This window comes from Streptomyces viridochromogenes DSM 40736, assembly GCF_000158955.1.
Taxonomy (GTDB): Bacteria; Actinomycetota; Actinomycetes; order Streptomycetales; family Streptomycetaceae; genus Streptomyces; species Streptomyces venetus.
This window is the reverse complement of the sequence record NZ_GG657757.1, coordinates 8,069,316-8,084,921: the sequence shown is the minus strand read 5'-3', so window position 1 is coordinate 8,084,921 and position 15,606 is coordinate 8,069,316. Positions and strand designations below refer to the sequence as shown.

Annotated in this window: 15 protein-coding genes and 1 pseudogene; 10 read left to right on the top strand and 6 right to left on the bottom strand. The window is 72.1% G+C overall.

Translation table 11 applies throughout. The annotated features are described in order from the left end of the window. Positions 1 to 13: 13 nt before the first annotated feature. The 5 genes and pseudogenes from SSQG_RS35420 to SSQG_RS35400 all read left to right on the top strand — a co-directional run bounded on the left by SSQG_RS35420 (position 14) and on the right by SSQG_RS35400 (position 6,445). Positions 14 to 2,053, top strand: coding sequence for a bifunctional rhamnulose-1-phosphate aldolase/short-chain dehydrogenase (locus SSQG_RS35420; protein WP_003994814.1), 2,040 nt, complete (start codon positions 14 to 16; stop codon positions 2,051 to 2,053). Beyond that, positions 2,050 to 3,498, top strand: coding sequence for a rhamnulokinase (locus SSQG_RS35415; RefSeq protein WP_039934329.1), 1,449 nt, complete (start codon positions 2,050 to 2,052; stop codon positions 3,496 to 3,498). Before SSQG_RS35420 ends, SSQG_RS35415 begins: the two co-directional genes overlap by 4 nt. A gap of 70 nt (positions 3,499 to 3,568) precedes the next feature. Continuing rightward, positions 3,569 to 4,324 (top strand): (Fe-S)-binding protein, encoded by a 756-nt coding sequence (locus SSQG_RS35410; protein WP_003994812.1) that lies wholly within the window; start codon positions 3,569 to 3,571, stop codon positions 4,322 to 4,324. Further along, complete coding sequence (locus SSQG_RS35405; RefSeq protein ID WP_003994811.1) at positions 4,321 to 5,799, top strand: LutB/LldF family L-lactate oxidation iron-sulfur protein; 1,479 nt, start codon at positions 4,321 to 4,323, stop codon at positions 5,797 to 5,799. The genes SSQG_RS35410 and SSQG_RS35405 overlap by 4 nt, the downstream gene beginning before the upstream one ends. Beyond that, positions 5,796 to 6,445: pseudogene (locus tag SSQG_RS35400) on the top strand (LutC/YkgG family protein). Before SSQG_RS35405 ends, SSQG_RS35400 begins: the two are co-directional and overlap by 4 nt. Before the next feature lie 7 nt (positions 6,446 to 6,452). Here the strand turns inward: SSQG_RS35400 and SSQG_RS35395 are convergent. Beyond that, entirely contained in the window at positions 6,453 to 7,247 is a 795-nt protein-coding gene (locus SSQG_RS35395) for an SDR family NAD(P)-dependent oxidoreductase (RefSeq protein WP_003994809.1), read from the bottom strand. A 142-nt stretch (positions 7,248 to 7,389) separates the two neighbouring features. Between SSQG_RS35395 and SSQG_RS40770 the strand changes: the two genes are divergently transcribed. Next, on the top strand, positions 7,390 to 7,542 hold the full coding sequence (locus SSQG_RS40770; RefSeq protein WP_338117299.1) for a hypothetical protein: 153 nt from the start codon (positions 7,390 to 7,392) through the stop codon (positions 7,540 to 7,542). A gap of 45 nt (positions 7,543 to 7,587) precedes the next feature. Here SSQG_RS40770 and SSQG_RS35390 read toward each other — a convergent pair whose 3' ends face one another. Beyond that, positions 7,588 to 8,160, bottom strand: coding sequence for a TetR/AcrR family transcriptional regulator (locus SSQG_RS35390; protein ID WP_003994807.1), 573 nt, complete (start codon positions 8,158 to 8,160; stop codon positions 7,588 to 7,590). A gap of 142 nt (positions 8,161 to 8,302) precedes the next feature. Here SSQG_RS35390 and SSQG_RS35385 point away from each other — a divergent pair, with 142 nt between their 5' ends. Next, positions 8,303 to 9,160, top strand: coding sequence for an AAA family ATPase (locus SSQG_RS35385; protein ID WP_039934327.1), 858 nt, complete (start codon positions 8,303 to 8,305; stop codon positions 9,158 to 9,160). Continuing rightward, positions 9,157 to 10,515: a VWA domain-containing protein gene (locus SSQG_RS35380; RefSeq protein WP_003994805.1), complete on the top strand. Its 1,359-nt coding sequence runs from the start codon at positions 9,157 to 9,159 to the stop codon at positions 10,513 to 10,515. The genes SSQG_RS35385 and SSQG_RS35380 overlap by 4 nt, the downstream gene beginning before the upstream one ends. Here SSQG_RS35380 and SSQG_RS35375 read toward each other — a convergent pair whose 3' ends face one another. The 4 genes from SSQG_RS35375 to SSQG_RS35360 all read right to left on the bottom strand — a co-directional run bounded on the left by SSQG_RS35375 (position 10,516) and on the right by SSQG_RS35360 (position 13,478). Beyond that, positions 10,516 to 11,220, bottom strand: coding sequence for an SDR family oxidoreductase (locus SSQG_RS35375; protein WP_003994804.1), 705 nt, complete (start codon positions 11,218 to 11,220; stop codon positions 10,516 to 10,518). It abuts the gene before it with no gap. A 104-nt stretch (positions 11,221 to 11,324) separates the two neighbouring features. After that, complete coding sequence (locus SSQG_RS35370) at positions 11,325 to 11,681, bottom strand: cupin domain-containing protein (RefSeq protein ID WP_003994803.1); 357 nt, start codon at positions 11,679 to 11,681, stop codon at positions 11,325 to 11,327. A 94-nt stretch (positions 11,682 to 11,775) separates the two neighbouring features. Next, on the bottom strand, positions 11,776 to 12,801 hold the full coding sequence (locus tag SSQG_RS35365) for a pyridoxal-phosphate dependent enzyme (RefSeq protein ID WP_003994802.1): 1,026 nt from the start codon (positions 12,799 to 12,801) through the stop codon (positions 11,776 to 11,778). Continuing rightward, positions 12,798 to 13,478, bottom strand: coding sequence for a helix-turn-helix transcriptional regulator (locus SSQG_RS35360; protein ID WP_003994801.1), 681 nt, complete (start codon positions 13,476 to 13,478; stop codon positions 12,798 to 12,800). The genes SSQG_RS35365 and SSQG_RS35360 overlap by 4 nt, the downstream gene beginning before the upstream one ends. Before the next feature lie 191 nt (positions 13,479 to 13,669). Between SSQG_RS35360 and SSQG_RS35355 the strand changes: the two genes are divergently transcribed. Further along, positions 13,670 to 15,052, top strand: coding sequence for an FAD-binding oxidoreductase (locus SSQG_RS35355; RefSeq protein WP_039934325.1), 1,383 nt, complete (start codon positions 13,670 to 13,672; stop codon positions 15,050 to 15,052). 34 nt (positions 15,053 to 15,086) lie between these two features. After that, positions 15,087 to 15,606, top strand: a 520-nt coding sequence (locus SSQG_RS35350; RefSeq protein WP_039934322.1) for an alpha/beta fold hydrolase, incomplete at its 3' end; no start/stop codon positions are given.

The following is a 15,606-nucleotide window of genomic DNA, read 5'->3' as shown; positions in this document are numbered from 1 at the left end:
AAAAGGAACTGTCATGGCCACCCATCCCGAAGCCGCCGCTCTGCTCGCTCGGTCGCATCGGCTCGGAGCCGATCCCCGCAACACCAACTACGCGGGAGGCAACGCCTCCGCCAAGGGCGCCGAGACCGATCCCGTCACCGGGGGTGATGTGGAGTTGATGTGGGTCAAGGGGTCCGGTGGGGATCTCGGGACGTTGACCGAGGGCGGGCTGGCCGTGTTGCGGCTGGATCGGATGCGGGCGCTCGTGGACGTGTATCCGGGGGTCGAGCGTGAGGACGAGATGGTCGCCGCCTTCGACTACTGCCTGCACGGGAAGGGCGGGGCGGCTCCCTCCATCGACACCGCCATGCACGGGCTCGTCGACGCCGCGCATGTCGATCACCTGCACCCGGACTCCGGTATCGCGCTCGCCTGTGCCGCCGACGGGGAGAAGCTGACCGCCGAGTGTTTCGGGGACACTGTCGTGTGGGTGCCCTGGCGGCGGCCCGGGTTCCAGCTCGGGCTGGACATCGCTGCCGTGAAGGAGGCCAACCCGCAGGCCATCGGGTGCGTCCTCGGCGGGCACGGGATCACTGCGTGGGGAGACACGTCCGAGGAGTGCGAGCGGAACTCGCTGCACATCATCCGGACCGCCGAGACGTTCCTCGCCGAGCGGGGGAAACCCGAGCCCTTCGGACCGGTGATCGAGGGATACGCCGCGCTGAGCGCCGGTGAGCGCCGGGAGCGGGCCGCCGCGCTCGCGCCGTACGTCCGCGCCGTCGCCTCCCAGGACCGGCCTCAGGTCGGGCACTTCGACGACTCCGAGGTCGTGCTCGACTTCCTCGCGAGCGCCGAGCACCCGCGGCTCGCCGCGCTCGGCACCTCCTGCCCCGACCACTTCCTGCGGACCAAGGTCCGGCCGCTGGTGCTGGACCTGCCGCCGAGCGCTTCGCTGGACGAGGCGATCGCCCGGCTCAAGGAGCTGCACGCCGAGTACCGCGAGGAGTACGCCGCCTACTACCAGCGGCACGCCGAGCCCGACTCCCCCGCCATGCGGGGCGCCGACCCCGCGATCGTGCTGGTCCCGGGCGTGGGCATGTTCTCCTTCGGCAAGGACAAGCAGACCGCCCGGGTCGCCGGGGAGTTCTACGTCAACGCCATCAACGTGATGCGGGGCGCCGAGGCGGTCTCGACCTACGCGCCGATCGAGGAGTCGGAGAAGTTCCGTATCGAGTACTGGGCGCTGGAGGAGGCGAAGCTCCAGCGGATGCCGAAGCCCAAGGCGCTCGCGACGCGGGTCGCGTTCGTCACCGGTGCGGGCAGCGGGATCGGGAAGGCCATCGCGCACCGGCTCGTGGCCGAAGGGGCGTGCGTGGTCGTCGCGGACCTCAACGGCGAGAACGCCCGGGCCGTCGCCGAGGAGCTCGGCGGGTCCGACAAGGCCGTCGCCGTGACGGTCGACGTCACCTCCGAGGAGCAGATCGCGGAGGCGTTCCGGGCGGCCGTGCTGGCCTACGGCGGGGTCGACCTCGTCGTCAACAACGCCGGTATCTCGATCTCCAAGCCGCTGCTGGAGACCTCCGCCAGGGACTGGGACCTCCAGCACGACATCATGGCGCGCGGGTCCTTCCTCGTGTCCCGGGAAGCGGCGCGGGTGATGATCGCGCAGAAGCTCGGGGGCGACATCGTCTACATCGCCTCGAAGAACGCCGTGTTCGCCGGGCCCAACAACATCGCCTACTCGGCCACCAAGGCCGACCAGGCCCACCAGGTGCGGCTGCTCGCCGCCGAACTGGGCGAGCACGGGATCCGCGTCAACGGGGTCAACCCCGACGGTGTCGTGCGCGGGTCGGGGATCTTCGCCGGCGGCTGGGGGGCCAAGCGGGCCGCCGTGTACGGGGTCGAGGAGGAGAAGCTCGGTGAGTTCTACGCCCAGCGGACCATCCTCAAGCGTGAGGTGCTTCCGGAGCATGTCGCGGGTGCCGTCTTCGCCCTCACCGGCGGGGACCTGACCCACACCACCGGGCTGCACGTCCCGGTCGACGCCGGCGTCGCGGCCGCCTTCCTGCGGTGAGCGCGGCCGTGAAGTCGTACGCCGCGGTCGACCTCGGCGCGTCCAGCGGGCGCGTCATGGTCGGCCGCGTCGGCCCCGACAGCCTGGAGCTGGCCGAGGCGCACCGCTTCCCGAACCGGCCGGTGCGGCTGCCCGAGGGGCTGCGCTGGGACGTCCTCGGTCTGTACGCGGGGGTGTTGGACGGGCTGCGGGCGGCCGGGCGGGTCGACTCCGTCGGCATCGACAGCTGGGCCGTGGACTACGGGCTGCTCGACGCGGACGGGGCGCTGCTCGGCAACCCCGTGCACTACCGGGACTCCAGGACGGAGGGCGTCGCCGAGAAGGTGTGGGCGACCGTGCCGGCGGAGGAGCTGTACGCGGCGACCGGCTTGCAGTACGCGCCCTTCAACACGCTGTACCAGCTGACGGCGGCGCGTGCTTCGGCCCAGCTCGCGCAGGCCCACCGGCTGTTGCTGATGCCGGACCTGCTGACGTACTGGCTGACGGGTGAGCAGGGCACGGAGCTGACCAACGCCTCGACGACCCAGCTGATCGATCCGCGCACGCGGGACTGGGCCCACGGGGTGGCGGAACGGCTGGGCATCGATCTCGGGCTGTTCGCGCCGCTCAGGCGGCCCGGTGATCCGGCGGGTGTGCTGCGGGACGCGGTGCTGGAGGAGACCGGGCTCGCCGGTCCCGTGCCGGTGACGACGGTCGGGTCGCACGACACCGCCTCCGCCGTCGCCGCCGTGCCGGCGTCGGGCGAGCGGTTCGCCTACATCTGCACCGGCACCTGGTCCCTGGCCGGGCTCGAACTGGACGCGCCGGTGCTGACTCAGGAGAGCCGGGCGGCCAACTTCACCAACGAGCTGGGGCTGGACGGCACGGTCCGCTACCTGCGCAACATCATGGGGCTGTGGCTGCTCCAGGAGTGCGTGCGGGCCTGGGGCGAGACGGACCTGGGCGCGCTGCTGCTGGAGGCCTCCAAGGTGCCGGCGTTGCGGTCGGTGGTCGACGCGGGTGACGCGGCGTTCCTCGCGCCGGGGCGGATGCCCGAGCGGATCGCCGAAGCGTGCCGCGCCTCGGGGCAGCCCGTGCCCGGGTCGCCGGCCGAGGTGACGCGCTGCATCCTCGACTCCCTCGCCCTCGCCCACCGCGAGGCGGTCCTGGACGCGCAGCGGCTCGCCGGGCATCCGGTCGACGTGGTGCACGTGGTGGGCGGCGGGACGCGCAACGCGCTGCTGTGCCAGCTGACCGCCGACGCGTGCGGACTGCCGGTGGTGGCGGGCCCGACGGAGGCGGCGGCCCTGGGGAACGTGCTCGTGCAGGCGCGGGCGCACGGGCTGGTCGGTGACCTGGCCGGGATGCGGGGGCTGCTCGTCCGGACACAGCCGCTCACCCGGTACGAGCCTCGGGGCGGGACCGAGCGGTGGCGCGCCGCGCAGGCCCGGCTCGCCGGGGACTGACGGGGTCTCCCCCGGGCGGGCCGCCCGGACTACGCTGCACTCATCCGATGATCGACCACAAGGAGCCGCGATGCGTGTCGCCCTGTTCCTGACCTGCGTCAACGACACGCTGTATCCGGACACCGGACGCGCTGTGGTGAAACTGCTGACCAGACTGGGCGTCGACGTCGACTTCCCGATGGCGCAGACCTGCTGCGGACAGGCGCACTACAACACCGGATACCGGCACGAGGCCGAACCGCTCGCCCGGCATTTCTCCGATGTCTTCGGCGAGTACGACGCGATCGTGACGCCGTCCGGGTCCTGCGGGGCGATGGTGCGGGAGCTGTATCCGCGGATGGGCGAGCGGGCCCGGGCCGAGGGGCGTGGGGACACCCTGGCGGCCACGCTGGCGCCGGTGGTGCCGAAGACGTACGAGCTCACGGAGTTCCTGGTGGACGTGGTGGGCGTGACGGACGTCGGGGCGTACTACCCGCACACGGTGACGTACCACCCGACCTGCCACGGACTGCGCGGACTCGGGCTGGGCGACCGGCCGCGGCGGCTGCTCCGAGCCGTGAAGGGGCTGGAGCTGGTCGAGCTGCCGGGGGCCGACGAGTGCTGCGGGTTCGGCGGCACCTTCGCTCTGAAGAACTCCGACGTCTCGGCGGCGATGGGGGCCGACAAGGTGCGCAACGCCGAGTCGACGGGCGCCGAGGTGCTGTGCGCGGCCGACAACTCCTGTCTGATGCACATCGGCGGGACGATGACCCGGCTGCGGAGCGGCATGCGGCCGGTGCACATCGCGGAGATCCTGGCGAGCACGGAGGAGGAACCGGCCGTATGAGCGGGACGTATCTCGGGATGCCGGCGTTTCCGGAGGCCGCGCGGGAGGCCGTGGGCAACCGGATTCTGCGGGACAACCTGCGGCATGCCACGCACACCATCCGCGCCAAGCGGGCCAAGGCCGTGGCGGAGGTGTCCGACTGGGCCGAGCTGCGCGAGGCGGGGAAGCGGATCAAGGACCACACGCTGCGTCATCTCGACCGCTATCTGGAGCGGTTGGAGGAGTCGGTCACGGCGGCGGGCGGAGTCGTGCACTGGGCCGCCGACGCGGCCGAGGCCAACGAGATCGTCACCGAACTCGTGAAGATGACCGGCGAGTCGGAGGTCGTCAAGGTCAAGTCGATGGCCACGCAGGAGATCGGGCTCAACGAGGCGCTGGAGGCCGCGGGCATCCGCGCCTACGAGACGGATCTCGCCGAGCTGATCGTGCAGTTGGGCAAGGACCGGCCCTCGCACATCCTCGTCCCCGCCATCCACCGCAACCGGGGCGAGATACGGGACATCTTCCGGTCCGAGATGAGCGAGTGGGGCCGCCCGGCCCCCGAAGGCCTCACCGACACGCCCGCCGAACTCGCCGAGGCGGCGCGGCTGCACCTGCGGGAGAAGTTCCTGCGCGCCAAGGTCGGCATCTCGGGCGCCAACTTCATGGTCGCCGAGACGGGCACGATGGTGGTCGTGGAGTCGGAGGGCAACGGCCGGATGTGCCTGACCCTGCCCGAGACGCTGATCTCGGTGGTCGGCATCGAGAAGATCGTGCCGACGTGGCGGGACCTGGAGGTGTTCCTCCAGACTCTCCCCCGCTCGTCGACGGCCGAGCGCATGAACCCCTACACCTCGACCTGGACCGGCACGACGGACCAGGACGGGCCCGGCACGTTCCATCTCGTGCTGCTGGACAACGGTCGCAGCGACACCCTCGCCGACGAGGTCGGCCGGCAGGCGCTGCGCTGCATCCGCTGCTCGGCGTGTCTCAACGTGTGCCCGGTGTACGAGCGGGCCGGCGGCCATGCCTACGGCTCGGTGTACCCGGGTCCGATCGGCGCGATCCTCAGCCCTCAACTGCGGGGCACGGGCAGCGAGATCGACGCCTCGCTGCCGTACGCGTCCTCACTGTGCGGGGCGTGCTACGAGGTGTGCCCGGTCGCCATCGACATCCCCGAGGTGCTGGTGCACCTGAGGGAACGGGTCGTTGAGGGCGGCGAGGCCACCCGGGCGGGCAACAAGGTGGTGCTGCGGCCGGCGAAGGGGCATGCCGCCGAGCGGGCGGCGATGCGCGCGGCGCGCTGGGCGTTCACGCACCCGGGCGTGCTGCGCACCGGCCAGCGCGCGGCCTCCCGGACCCGTCGCTTCCATCCTCGTACGCTGCCGGGCCCGGGCAGGGCGTGGAGCGGGTCGCGTGATCTGCCGCCGGTGCCCGCCGAGCCCTTCCGGGACTGGTGGCAGCGCACGCGCGGCCAGAAGGGCGGTGCCGAGTGAACAGCAGGGAGCGGATCCTGGGCCGGGTACGGCGGGCGCTGGCGGACGTGCCGCGGGACGACCCGCCGTACGAGCGGGCTGTGTCGCGTGACTATGTGCGCGAGCACGGGGACCCGGAGTGTCGCGGAGACGGTGGAGCTGCTGGCCGAGAACCCTGGCGGACTACCGGGCGATCGTGCACCGGACGGACGGCGAGGGGCTGGCGGGGCTGATCGCGGGGTTGCTGGAGAAGCGCGGATCGGCTTCGGTGCTGGTGCCGCCCGGGCTGGACGAGGGGTGGCTGGCGGCGACCGGGGTGACCCGGGTGGCGGACCGGGCGGAGAGCACTCCGCACGAACTCGACGGGGTCGACAGCGTGGTGACGGCCTGCGCGGTCTCGATCGCCGAGACCGGCACGATCGTGCTGGACGGCTCGCCCGACCAGGGGCGGCGCCGGATCACTCTCGTCCCGGACCATCACATCTGTGTCGTGCGGGTCCCCTCCCAGGTCGTGTCGTCGGTGCCGCAGGGACTCGAACGCCTCGACCCGGCACGCCCGTTGACATGGATCTCCGGGCCGTCGGCGACCAGCGACATCGAGCTGGACCGGGTCGAGGGGGTGCACGGTCCGCGCACGCTGGAGGTGATCCTGGTCAGCGAGGACTGACCGGGGCTCAGGGCAGGATCGAGTCGACGTATCCGCCGTCGACGCGCAGGGCGCCGCCGGTGGTCGCCGACGCCTGGTCGGAGCTGAGGTAGACGACCATGTGGGCGATCTCCTCCGGTTCGATCAGCCGCTGGAGCAGGGACTGCGGCCGGTGCTGCCGCATGAAGGCGCGCTGGGCCTCGTCCCAGGGGAGGTCTCGGCCGACGAGCTGGTGGACGAAGTCCTCGACGCCGCCCGTGTGGGTCGGCCCGGCGATGACGGAGTTCACCGTGACGCCGGTGCCGGCCGCCTGCTTGGCGAAGCCGCGGCTCACCGCGAGCAGGGCGGTCTTCGACATGCCGTAGTGGATCATCTCGGCGGGGATGACGACCGCCGAGTCGCTGGCGATGTACTGGACGCGTCCCCAGCCGCGTTCGGTCATGCCGGGCAGGACGAGACGGGTCAGGCGCACGGCCGACAGGACGTTCACGTCGAAGTAGCGCCGCCACTCCTCGTCGCTGATCGTCAGGGGATCAGCGGCCTCGAAGACGCCGAGGTTGTTCACGAGGACGTCCACCTGCCCGAGGGCGCCCACCGCCTGTCCCGCGCCCTCCTCGGTGGTCACGTCGGCGGCCACGGGGACGAGGTCGGCGCCGGGCGCCTCGCCCCGCATCCGTTCCACGGCGTCCCGCACCCGTTGCGGCGAGCGGCCGTTGACACCCACCCGGGCGCCCGCCCGGGCCAGGCCGGCGGCGATGGCGGCGCCGATGCCCTGGGTGGAGCCGGTCACCAGAGCGGTGCGGCCCTTCAGATCGATCTGCATGCCCTGTCAGCCCTTTCCGTACGGGAGTGCCCGGGTACCCGCGGGGTGTCGCTGAGTACACCCCCCGATACGGGTTCTGCGGCCAGTGTGGTCGGGTTCCCCTCTCCGTAGCGTCGAGGCGAGACACAGGGCGTGTCGGGCGATGGTGCACACCGACGAGGTGGTGCCGGGCGAGTTCTTCGGCATCGGCGCGGCGGCCGTCGCGGTCGCGGCGGCGGTGACGCTCGGCACGAGTCTGGTCACGGCCCGGCGGACGCTGCGCACTCCGGCCATCGGGGCGGTCGCGGTGGCGTGACGAACAGGACGGTCGCGAGGGGCGGTCGTTTCGGCGGCCGCCCCTTCACTCCATGCCGGCCGCGTCCAGCAGCGCGGTCGCGGTCGCCGTGGTCAGGCCGTCGAGCGTCTCGACCTTGGCCCCCGCCCGGGCGCTGGCTCCGTCGAAGACCAGCATCAGCTGACGGGCGAGCAGCTCCGGGTCCCGCGCCCCGCCCTCCTCGGCCCGCGCACGGAAGAAGCCCAGCAGCCACTCCTTCGCCCCGCGGGCGACCACACTCGCCGGGTGTCCGGGGTCCTTGAGCTCGACCAGCGCGGCGAGATAGGGGCAGCCCCGGTAGGCGGGTTCGGCCGAGGCCTTCTCCAGTCGTGCGAAGACGTGCAGGATCCGCTCGCGCGGGGGACCGGCCTCCTCCTGCGAGCCGGGCGCCAGCCGTGCCTCGTACGCCGGGAGCACCCGCTCCAGACTCGCCGCCAGGACCTCGCCCTTGCTCGCGAAGAGCTGGTACATGGACCGCTTCGAGACCCCGGCGCTCCGGCACAGCGCCTCCACCCCGACGGAGACGCCCTCGCGGTAGAAGATCTCGGCCGCCGCGTCGAGCAGCCGGTCGCGAGTGGACGCCTTGTCTGTGGTGGTCATGGAGGTGAGGCTACCTCGCCGCCGGGAAGCTGGAAAACCGATCGGTCTACCACCTTCCGGTACCCGGAACCCCCGTGACATCCTGCCTGAACAAGCGCTTGGATAGTGCTCTCCGACCATCGCCGCCGTCCTGGAGGCCCCGTTGTTCACGTCCGTCGACGACGTCTCCGCACGTCTGGCCGAGACCGGCTATCTCGCCTCGCCCGCCGTCGCCACCACCGTCTTCCTCGCCGACCGGCTGGGCAAGCCGCTCCTGGTGGAGGGCCCGGCCGGGGTCGGCAAGACGGAGCTCGCCAAGGCCGTCGCCCAGGTCGCGGAGGCGCGGCTGGTGCGTCTGCAGTGCTACGAGGGGGTCGACGAGTCCCGGGCGCTGTACGAGTGGAACCACGCCAAGCAGCTCCTGCGGATCAGCGCGGGCCGCGACGAGACGTGGGACGAGGCCCGCACGGACATCTTCAGCGAGGAGTTCCTGCTCCCGCGGCCGCTGCTGACCGCCATCCGGGGCGACGAGCCGAAGGTGCTGCTGATCGACGAGACCGACAAGGCGGACGTGGAGGTGGAGGGCCTGCTGCTGGAGGTGCTCAGCGACTTCCAGGTGACCGTGCCCGAGCTGGGCACCGTCACCGCGACGCGCCGCCCCTTCGTCGTCCTCACCTCCAACGCGAGCCGGGAGCTGTCCGAAGCACTGCGCCGCCGCTGCCTCTTCCTGCACATCGGCTTCCCGGACGAGGACCTGGAGCGCCGGATCGTCCGGCTGAAGGTGCCGGGGCTCGACGAGGCGCTGGCCCGCTCCGTCGTCCGGGTCGTGGGCGCGCTGCGGGCGATGGAACTGCGCAAGGTGCCGTCGGTCGCCGAGACCATCGACTGGGCGCGCACGCTGCTCGCGCTCGGTGCCGGCACGCTGGACGAGACGGTCGTGCAGGCCACGCTCGGCGTGCTCCTCAAGCATCAGGACGACGTCCTCAAGGCATCCGCCAAGCTCGATCTGGACGCCCTGTGACCACGCCGGCGGGTGTCGCGGAGCGGCTGACGTCCCTGGTCAGGGCGCTCCGCGCGCACGGCGTACGGATCGGCACCGGCGAGACGGTCGACGCGGCCCGGGCGATCGAGGAACTCGGCCTCACGGACCGGGAGCTGCTGCGCGAGGGGCTCGCGGCGACACTGCTGCACGGCACCGGGCAACGCAAGGTGTTCGACCCGGTCTTCGACCTCTACTTCCCGCGCGGCGTCGGCGGTCCGGAGCAGCGAGCCGCGGGACGCGACGAGCTGCGCGACCGGCTGGCCGCCGCACTCGCCGCCGACGACCGGGCACTGATGGGCAGGCTGGCGATCGAGGCGGTCGACGGATTCGGGGGCTACGGCTCCACGCCGGAGTCGGACGGCTGGTCGTCGTACCAGACGCTGGAACGGCTGCGCCCGCAGACGCTGCTCGCCCGGGTCCGCGACACCGTGCGCGGGCAGCGCGGGGGGTCGGGGTTCGCCGACCGGCTGCTGGAGGACGAGATCCGGCGGCGCATCGAGACCTTCCGGACGCTGGTGGCCGCGGAGGCCCGGCGCCGGGTCGCCGAGCGGCGCGGCCGCGACGAGATCGCCCGGCGGGCGGTGGCCCCGACGGCCGACCGGGTCGACTTCCTGTTCGCCGGAAAGGACCGGCTGGCGGAGCTGCGCAGGGCGGTGCAGCCCCTCGCCCGCAAGCTCGCGACCCGGCTCGCGGCCCGTCGCCGCCGCGCCTCCCGGGGCACGATCGATCTGCGACGGACCCTGCGCGGTTCACTGTCGACCGGTGGCGTGCCGATGCGGCCGGTGCTGCGCCGGCGCCGACCCGTCCGCCCCGAACTGGTGCTGCTGTGCGATGTGTCGGGCTCGGTGTCCGGGTTCTCGGACTTCACGATGCTGCTGGTGCAGGCGCTGCACGACCAGTTCAGCAAGGTACGGGCGTTCGCCTTCGTCAATCGGATCGACGAGGTGACCGGGCTGCTCCGGCACGGCACCGCCGACCCGCAAGGGCTGGGTGCCCGCATCCAGGCGGAGGCGGCGCTCACGGGCTGGCACGGCAGCAGCGACTACGGCATGGCGCTGGGCGAGTTCGCCGAGCGCTACGAGGACGCGGTCGGTCCGCGCACCACGGTGTTCGTCCTCGGTGACGCCCGCACGAACGGGAGCGACCCGAATCTGCCGGCCGTCCGGCGGATCACCCGGCGGGCGCGCCGGGTCTACTGGCTGAACCCCGAGCAGCGCTCCCGCTGGGGCACGGGCGACTCCGTCGCGCCCGCCTACGCCGAGCTGGTCGAGATGCACGAGTGCCGCAACGTACGGCAGCTGAGCGTGCTGGTGGCGCGGTTGCTGCCGGTGTGATCAGGCGGCGGCGAGCTGCGGGTAGAGGGCGAGCGGGTCGGCCGCCAGCCCGGCCTTGACCTGGCGCGAGACGTCGTCGGCCAGGACCTCGAAGGCGCCCGACGCGATCCCGTCGAGGGCCTGGGCCGCGACGCTCTCGGCTGTGGACTTCGGGGCGTCGACGGCGGCGGCCAGGTCGGTGTCGACGTATCCGACGTGCAGGCCGGTGACCTCGATGCCGCGCGGCTTCAGGTCGAGGCGCAGCGAGTTGGTCTGCGACCAGAAGGCGGCCTTGGACGCGCTGTAGGAGCCGGCCAGGCCGATCCAGGAGAGCACGGAGTGGACGTTGAGGATGTGGCCGCCGCCGCCTCGCTCGATGACGGGGACGAAGGCCCGGGTCACCAGGAGCGGTCCGTAGAAATTGGTCTCGAACTCGCGCCTGACGTCCTCCACGGGCGAGTCGAGGAAGTTCGCGTTCACCGACGCCCCCGCGTTGTTGATCAGCAGGGTGACGTCCTGGGCCCGCTCGGCCGCCGCCGCGACGGACGCGGGGTCGGTGACCTCCAGCGCGAGCGGCACGGCGTCGGGGTGCGTGACGGTGCGCGGGTCGCGGGCGGTGGCGTACACCTTCTTCGCGCCCCGCTCGTACAGGGCCGTGACCAGGGCGCGGCCGATACCGCGGCTGCCGCCGGTGACCAGGGCGACGGAACCTTCGATGGCGGTCATGGGAGTGTCCCTCACATCCTCAGCACGGGAAACCGATCGGTTTCCTCTTGGGGAGGATCGTAAACCGATCGGTTTCCCGTGGGCAAGGGGACGGTCGCCCGGCACTACTTCTTCGCGAACTCCCTCGCCGACTGCCCCTGGAAGTCGTAGACCACGACCTGCTCGTCGCCCACCACCCAGGAGTCGTGGCCGGGCGTGCAGACGAAGACGTCGCCGGGGCCTACCTCGCTCTCGCCGCCGTCGTCCATGCGGATGTGCAAACGCCCCTGGAGCACGTAGCTGTTGTGGTACATCTGGCAGCTGGGGGTGCCCGCGATCGGGGCCACGGACTCGGACCAGCGCCAGCCGGGCTCGAAGGTCGCCACGGCGAAGTCGAGCTCCGTCATGTGGACGGCTTCGAGGTGGCCACTCGGGAAATCACGCCGTTCGTCCGGCTTGTCGATCGTCTTCACTTCCAACATGACGCGCTCCCTTCCGGCCGCGGGCGTGCCACGGCCGGGGGCCGGCCCGTCCGGCGGCCCTGGACACTGCCGCGGGCGGCCGGCCTCCGCACCTCTATCGTCCGCCCGCCGCGGGGTGGCCGCCAACCCGTGGCAGACCCGCTCCGACCTGGTGCCCGCAGAGCTCGGCGAAGCGCTCGGCGTCGATGTTGCCGCCGGAGAGGATGACGCCGACGCGGCCCGCGAGAGGGCCCGCGCGGCCGGTGAGCAACGCTGCGAGCGGGGTCGCGCCGCTCGGCTCGACGACGATCTTGAGGCGTTCGAAGGCGAACCGCATGGCGTCCCGGATCTCGTCGTCGGTCACCAGGACGACCTCGTCCAGAAGCCGGCGGTTCACGGAGAAGGTCAGCTCTCCGGGCGTGTGCAGGGCCTGGCCGTCGGCGATGGTGTGCGGGACCGGGATGCTGACGCGCCGGCCGGCCTCCAGGGAACGCTTCGTGTCGTCCCCGGCCTCGGGTTCGACGCCGATCACCCGCGTCCCGGTGTTCAGGCCCTTGACGGCGGTGCCGCTGCCGGCGATCAGCCCTCCACCGCCGACCGGGGCGAGCAGCGTGCCGAGCTCCCCCACTTCCTCCACGAGTTCGAGTGCGGCGGTGCCCTGCCCCGCGATGACGTGCGGATGCTCGTAGGGCGGGATGACCGTCAGGCCCCGCTCGGCGGCGAGGGCCTCGGCGATGGCGACGCGGTCGCCGGTGTAGCGGTCGTAGGTGACGATCTCGGCGCCGTAGCCGGCGGTGGCCGCGCGCTTCGACGGCGGGGCGTCCTGCGGCATGACGATCACCGCGGTGGTGCCGAGCTCCCGGGCGGCCAGGGCGACAGCCTGGGCGTGGTTGCCGGAGGAGTAGGCGGCGATGCCCCGGGAGAGCTGCTCGGGGGTGAGGCGCGATGCCGCGTTGTAGGCGCCGCGGAACTTGAAGGCGCCCACGCGCTGGAAGTTCTCGCACTTGAGGTGGATCTCGGCGCCGGCGAGCGCGTCGAGGGTGCGGGAGCGCAGGACGGGTGTGCGGTGGGCGACGCCCCGGAGCCGGGCGGCGGCGTCCCGGACGTCGTCGAGGGTGACCGGTGGGGTGGTGGTCGTCACGCGGATCCTCCGGTGGAAGTGTCGTGGGCGGCCCTGGCCTGGGAGAGGTAGGTGTAGGCGGAGGCGCGGGAGATGCCGAGCCGGGCGGCGACCTGCTCGACCGCGCCGCGCACGGCGAAGACACCACGCGCGTCCAGCCCGCCGAACAGCTCCAGTCGCTCCGCGCGGTCCAGCTCCGCCCAGCTCCCCCGCTGCCTCGACTGGTGGGCGTCGAAGAGTGCGTCGACCACGGAGTCGATGTCGTTGCCGAAGGTGGTGGTCGGCAGCTCCGCCGGCTGGGCGCCGATTCCGGCGAGCGCGCCGAGCAGACCGTGAACCTGGGTGACGGCGCCTACGTCCACATTGACGCAGAGGGCACCGAACACGGCGCCCGTGGAGTCCCGCAGCACCATCGTGGAGGACTTCACCAGCGTCCCGTTCCGGGTGCGGGTCACGTAGTTCAGTTCGTCGGACGCCTCGTCGCCCCGGGCGAGGACGCGCATGCCGATCTCGCTCATCGCGCCGCCGGCCGTCCGCCCGGTCACCGATCCGGCCACGGCGACGACCGACTTCTCCGGATTCCGGTAGTCGTGCAGCACGACCTCGCAGACCGGCCCGAAGGTCGCGGCGATCCCGTCGACGACCGGGGTCAGCGCGGCGAGGATCGCGTCCCGCTCGGCGTTCAGTTCGCTGCTCATCCCATCTCCCCTCTCCCGCCACACTAGACCACACGTCCAGTCATTGGATAGAAAGTCCAACCATCCGGATGGTGGTCGCGGGCGCACCCGACGAGACGGCGCCCAGGGGCCCGTCCGCCCGGACATGCATCGCCCCGCTGGCGGCGAGACCCTGGAAGTGTCGACACGGTCACGCGCTCGAGGAGATCGTCATGGACAGCGCCACCCTGGAAGACATGCGGACCACGCTGCGCGGACCGGTCACAGGCCCGCGGGACGCGGAGTACGACGAGGCCCGCAAGATCTACAACGCGATGATCGACAAACACCCGGCCGCCATCGTGCGGTGCGCGGACGCGGCGGACGTCATGGCGGCGGTCGCCTACGTGCGCGACCACGGCCTGGAACTCGCCGTACGGGGCGGCGGACACAGCGGCCCCGGCCTGTGCCTGGTGGACGACGGCGTCACCATCGACCTCTCACCGATGCGCGGGGTGCGCGTCGACCCGGCCGCGAGGACCGCCCAGGCCGACGGCGGCGCCCACATCAGCGACCTGGACCACGCGACGCACGCCTTCGGTCTGGCCACCCCGACGGGCATCATCTCCATGACGGGCGTCGGAGGCCTGACCCTCGGCGGCGGACACGGCTACCTCACCCGCAAGTACGGCCTGACCGCGGACAACCTGATCTCCGCGGACGTCGTCCTGGCCGACGGCAGCTACGTCACCGCGAGCGCGGACGAACACCCGGACCTGTTCTGGGCGATGCGCGGCGGCGGCGGCAACTTCGGCATCGCGACCTCCCTCACCTACCGGCTGCACCCGGTGGACACCGTCGGGGCCGGGGTGAGCGTCTGGCCGGTCGGTCACACCCGCGAAGTCCTCGCGTGGTACCGCGAGTTCCTCCCCCAGGCACCGGAGGACGTCTACGGCTTCTTCGCGATCTTCGTCGTCCCGCCCGGCCCGCCCTTCCCCGAGGAGCTCCACGGGCAGAAGGTGTGCGGCGTCGTGTGGTGCCACACCGGTGACCCGGACCGGCTCGAAGAGACCCTCTCCGTGGTGAACGAACCCGGCCCGCCGGCCTTCCACTTCACGACACCGATGCCCTACGTCGCGCTGCAGAGCATGTTCGACGAGCTGATCCCGACGGGCTACCAGTGGTACTGGCGGGGCGACTTCTTCGACCACATCCCGGACGCCGCTCTGGACGTACATCTCAAGTACGGCGAGAACCTCCCCACGCAGCTCTCGCTGATGCACCTCTATCCGGTCGACGGTGCCGCCCACCGGATGGGCCCGGACGACACGGCGTGGAGCTACCGGGACGCCGTCTGGTCCGGCGTCTTCGCCGGTGTCGATCCCGATCCGGCCAACGCCGAGACGATCAGGCAGTGGTGCGTGGGCTACCAGGAGGAACTGCACCCGTACTCCATGGGCGGCTCGTACGTGAACTTCATGGGTGCGGGCGAGGGCCAGGAGCGGGTCCGGGCGACGTACCGTGACCACTACGACCGGCTCGCCCAGGTCAAGCGGACCTACGACCCGGACAACCTCTTCCACGCCAACCAGAACATCCAGCCGGCCCGGGCGTGACCACTTTGGCGACCTGACCGCCCGGAGGCCGCCCATGGGAGAGTTGATCGACGCCGACGGCGTGCGGCTGTGGGCCGAGCGCCGGGGCCAGGGACCGGACGTCCTGCTCGTCTCGGGTCTCGGGGATCCCGCCGAGGCCTGGCAGTCACAGCTCGACGGCCTCGCGGACCGCTACCGGATCACCGCCTTCGACAACCGGGGCGTCGGACGCACACCATTGCCCGAGGGGCCGCTCTCCGTGCCGGGGATGGCCGACGACGCCGCCGCGCTGCTGCGCGCGCTCGACGTTCCGGCCGCCCATGTCACCGGCTTCTCGGGAGGCAGCTTCATCGCCCAGGAGATGGCGCTGCGGCATCCCGGGCTGGTGCGCAGCCTCGTCCTCATGAGCACGATGGCCCGCCCCGACCCCTACTTCCGGGCCGTGGCGCGCTTCTGGCACTGGATGGCGGAACGCGCCCCGAGCGAGCGGGCCATGCTGGAGGCGTTCTTCCTGTGGGTCTACACGCCGCGCGCCCACGCCGACGGCATGGTCGACCGTTTCGTCGAGGAGACGC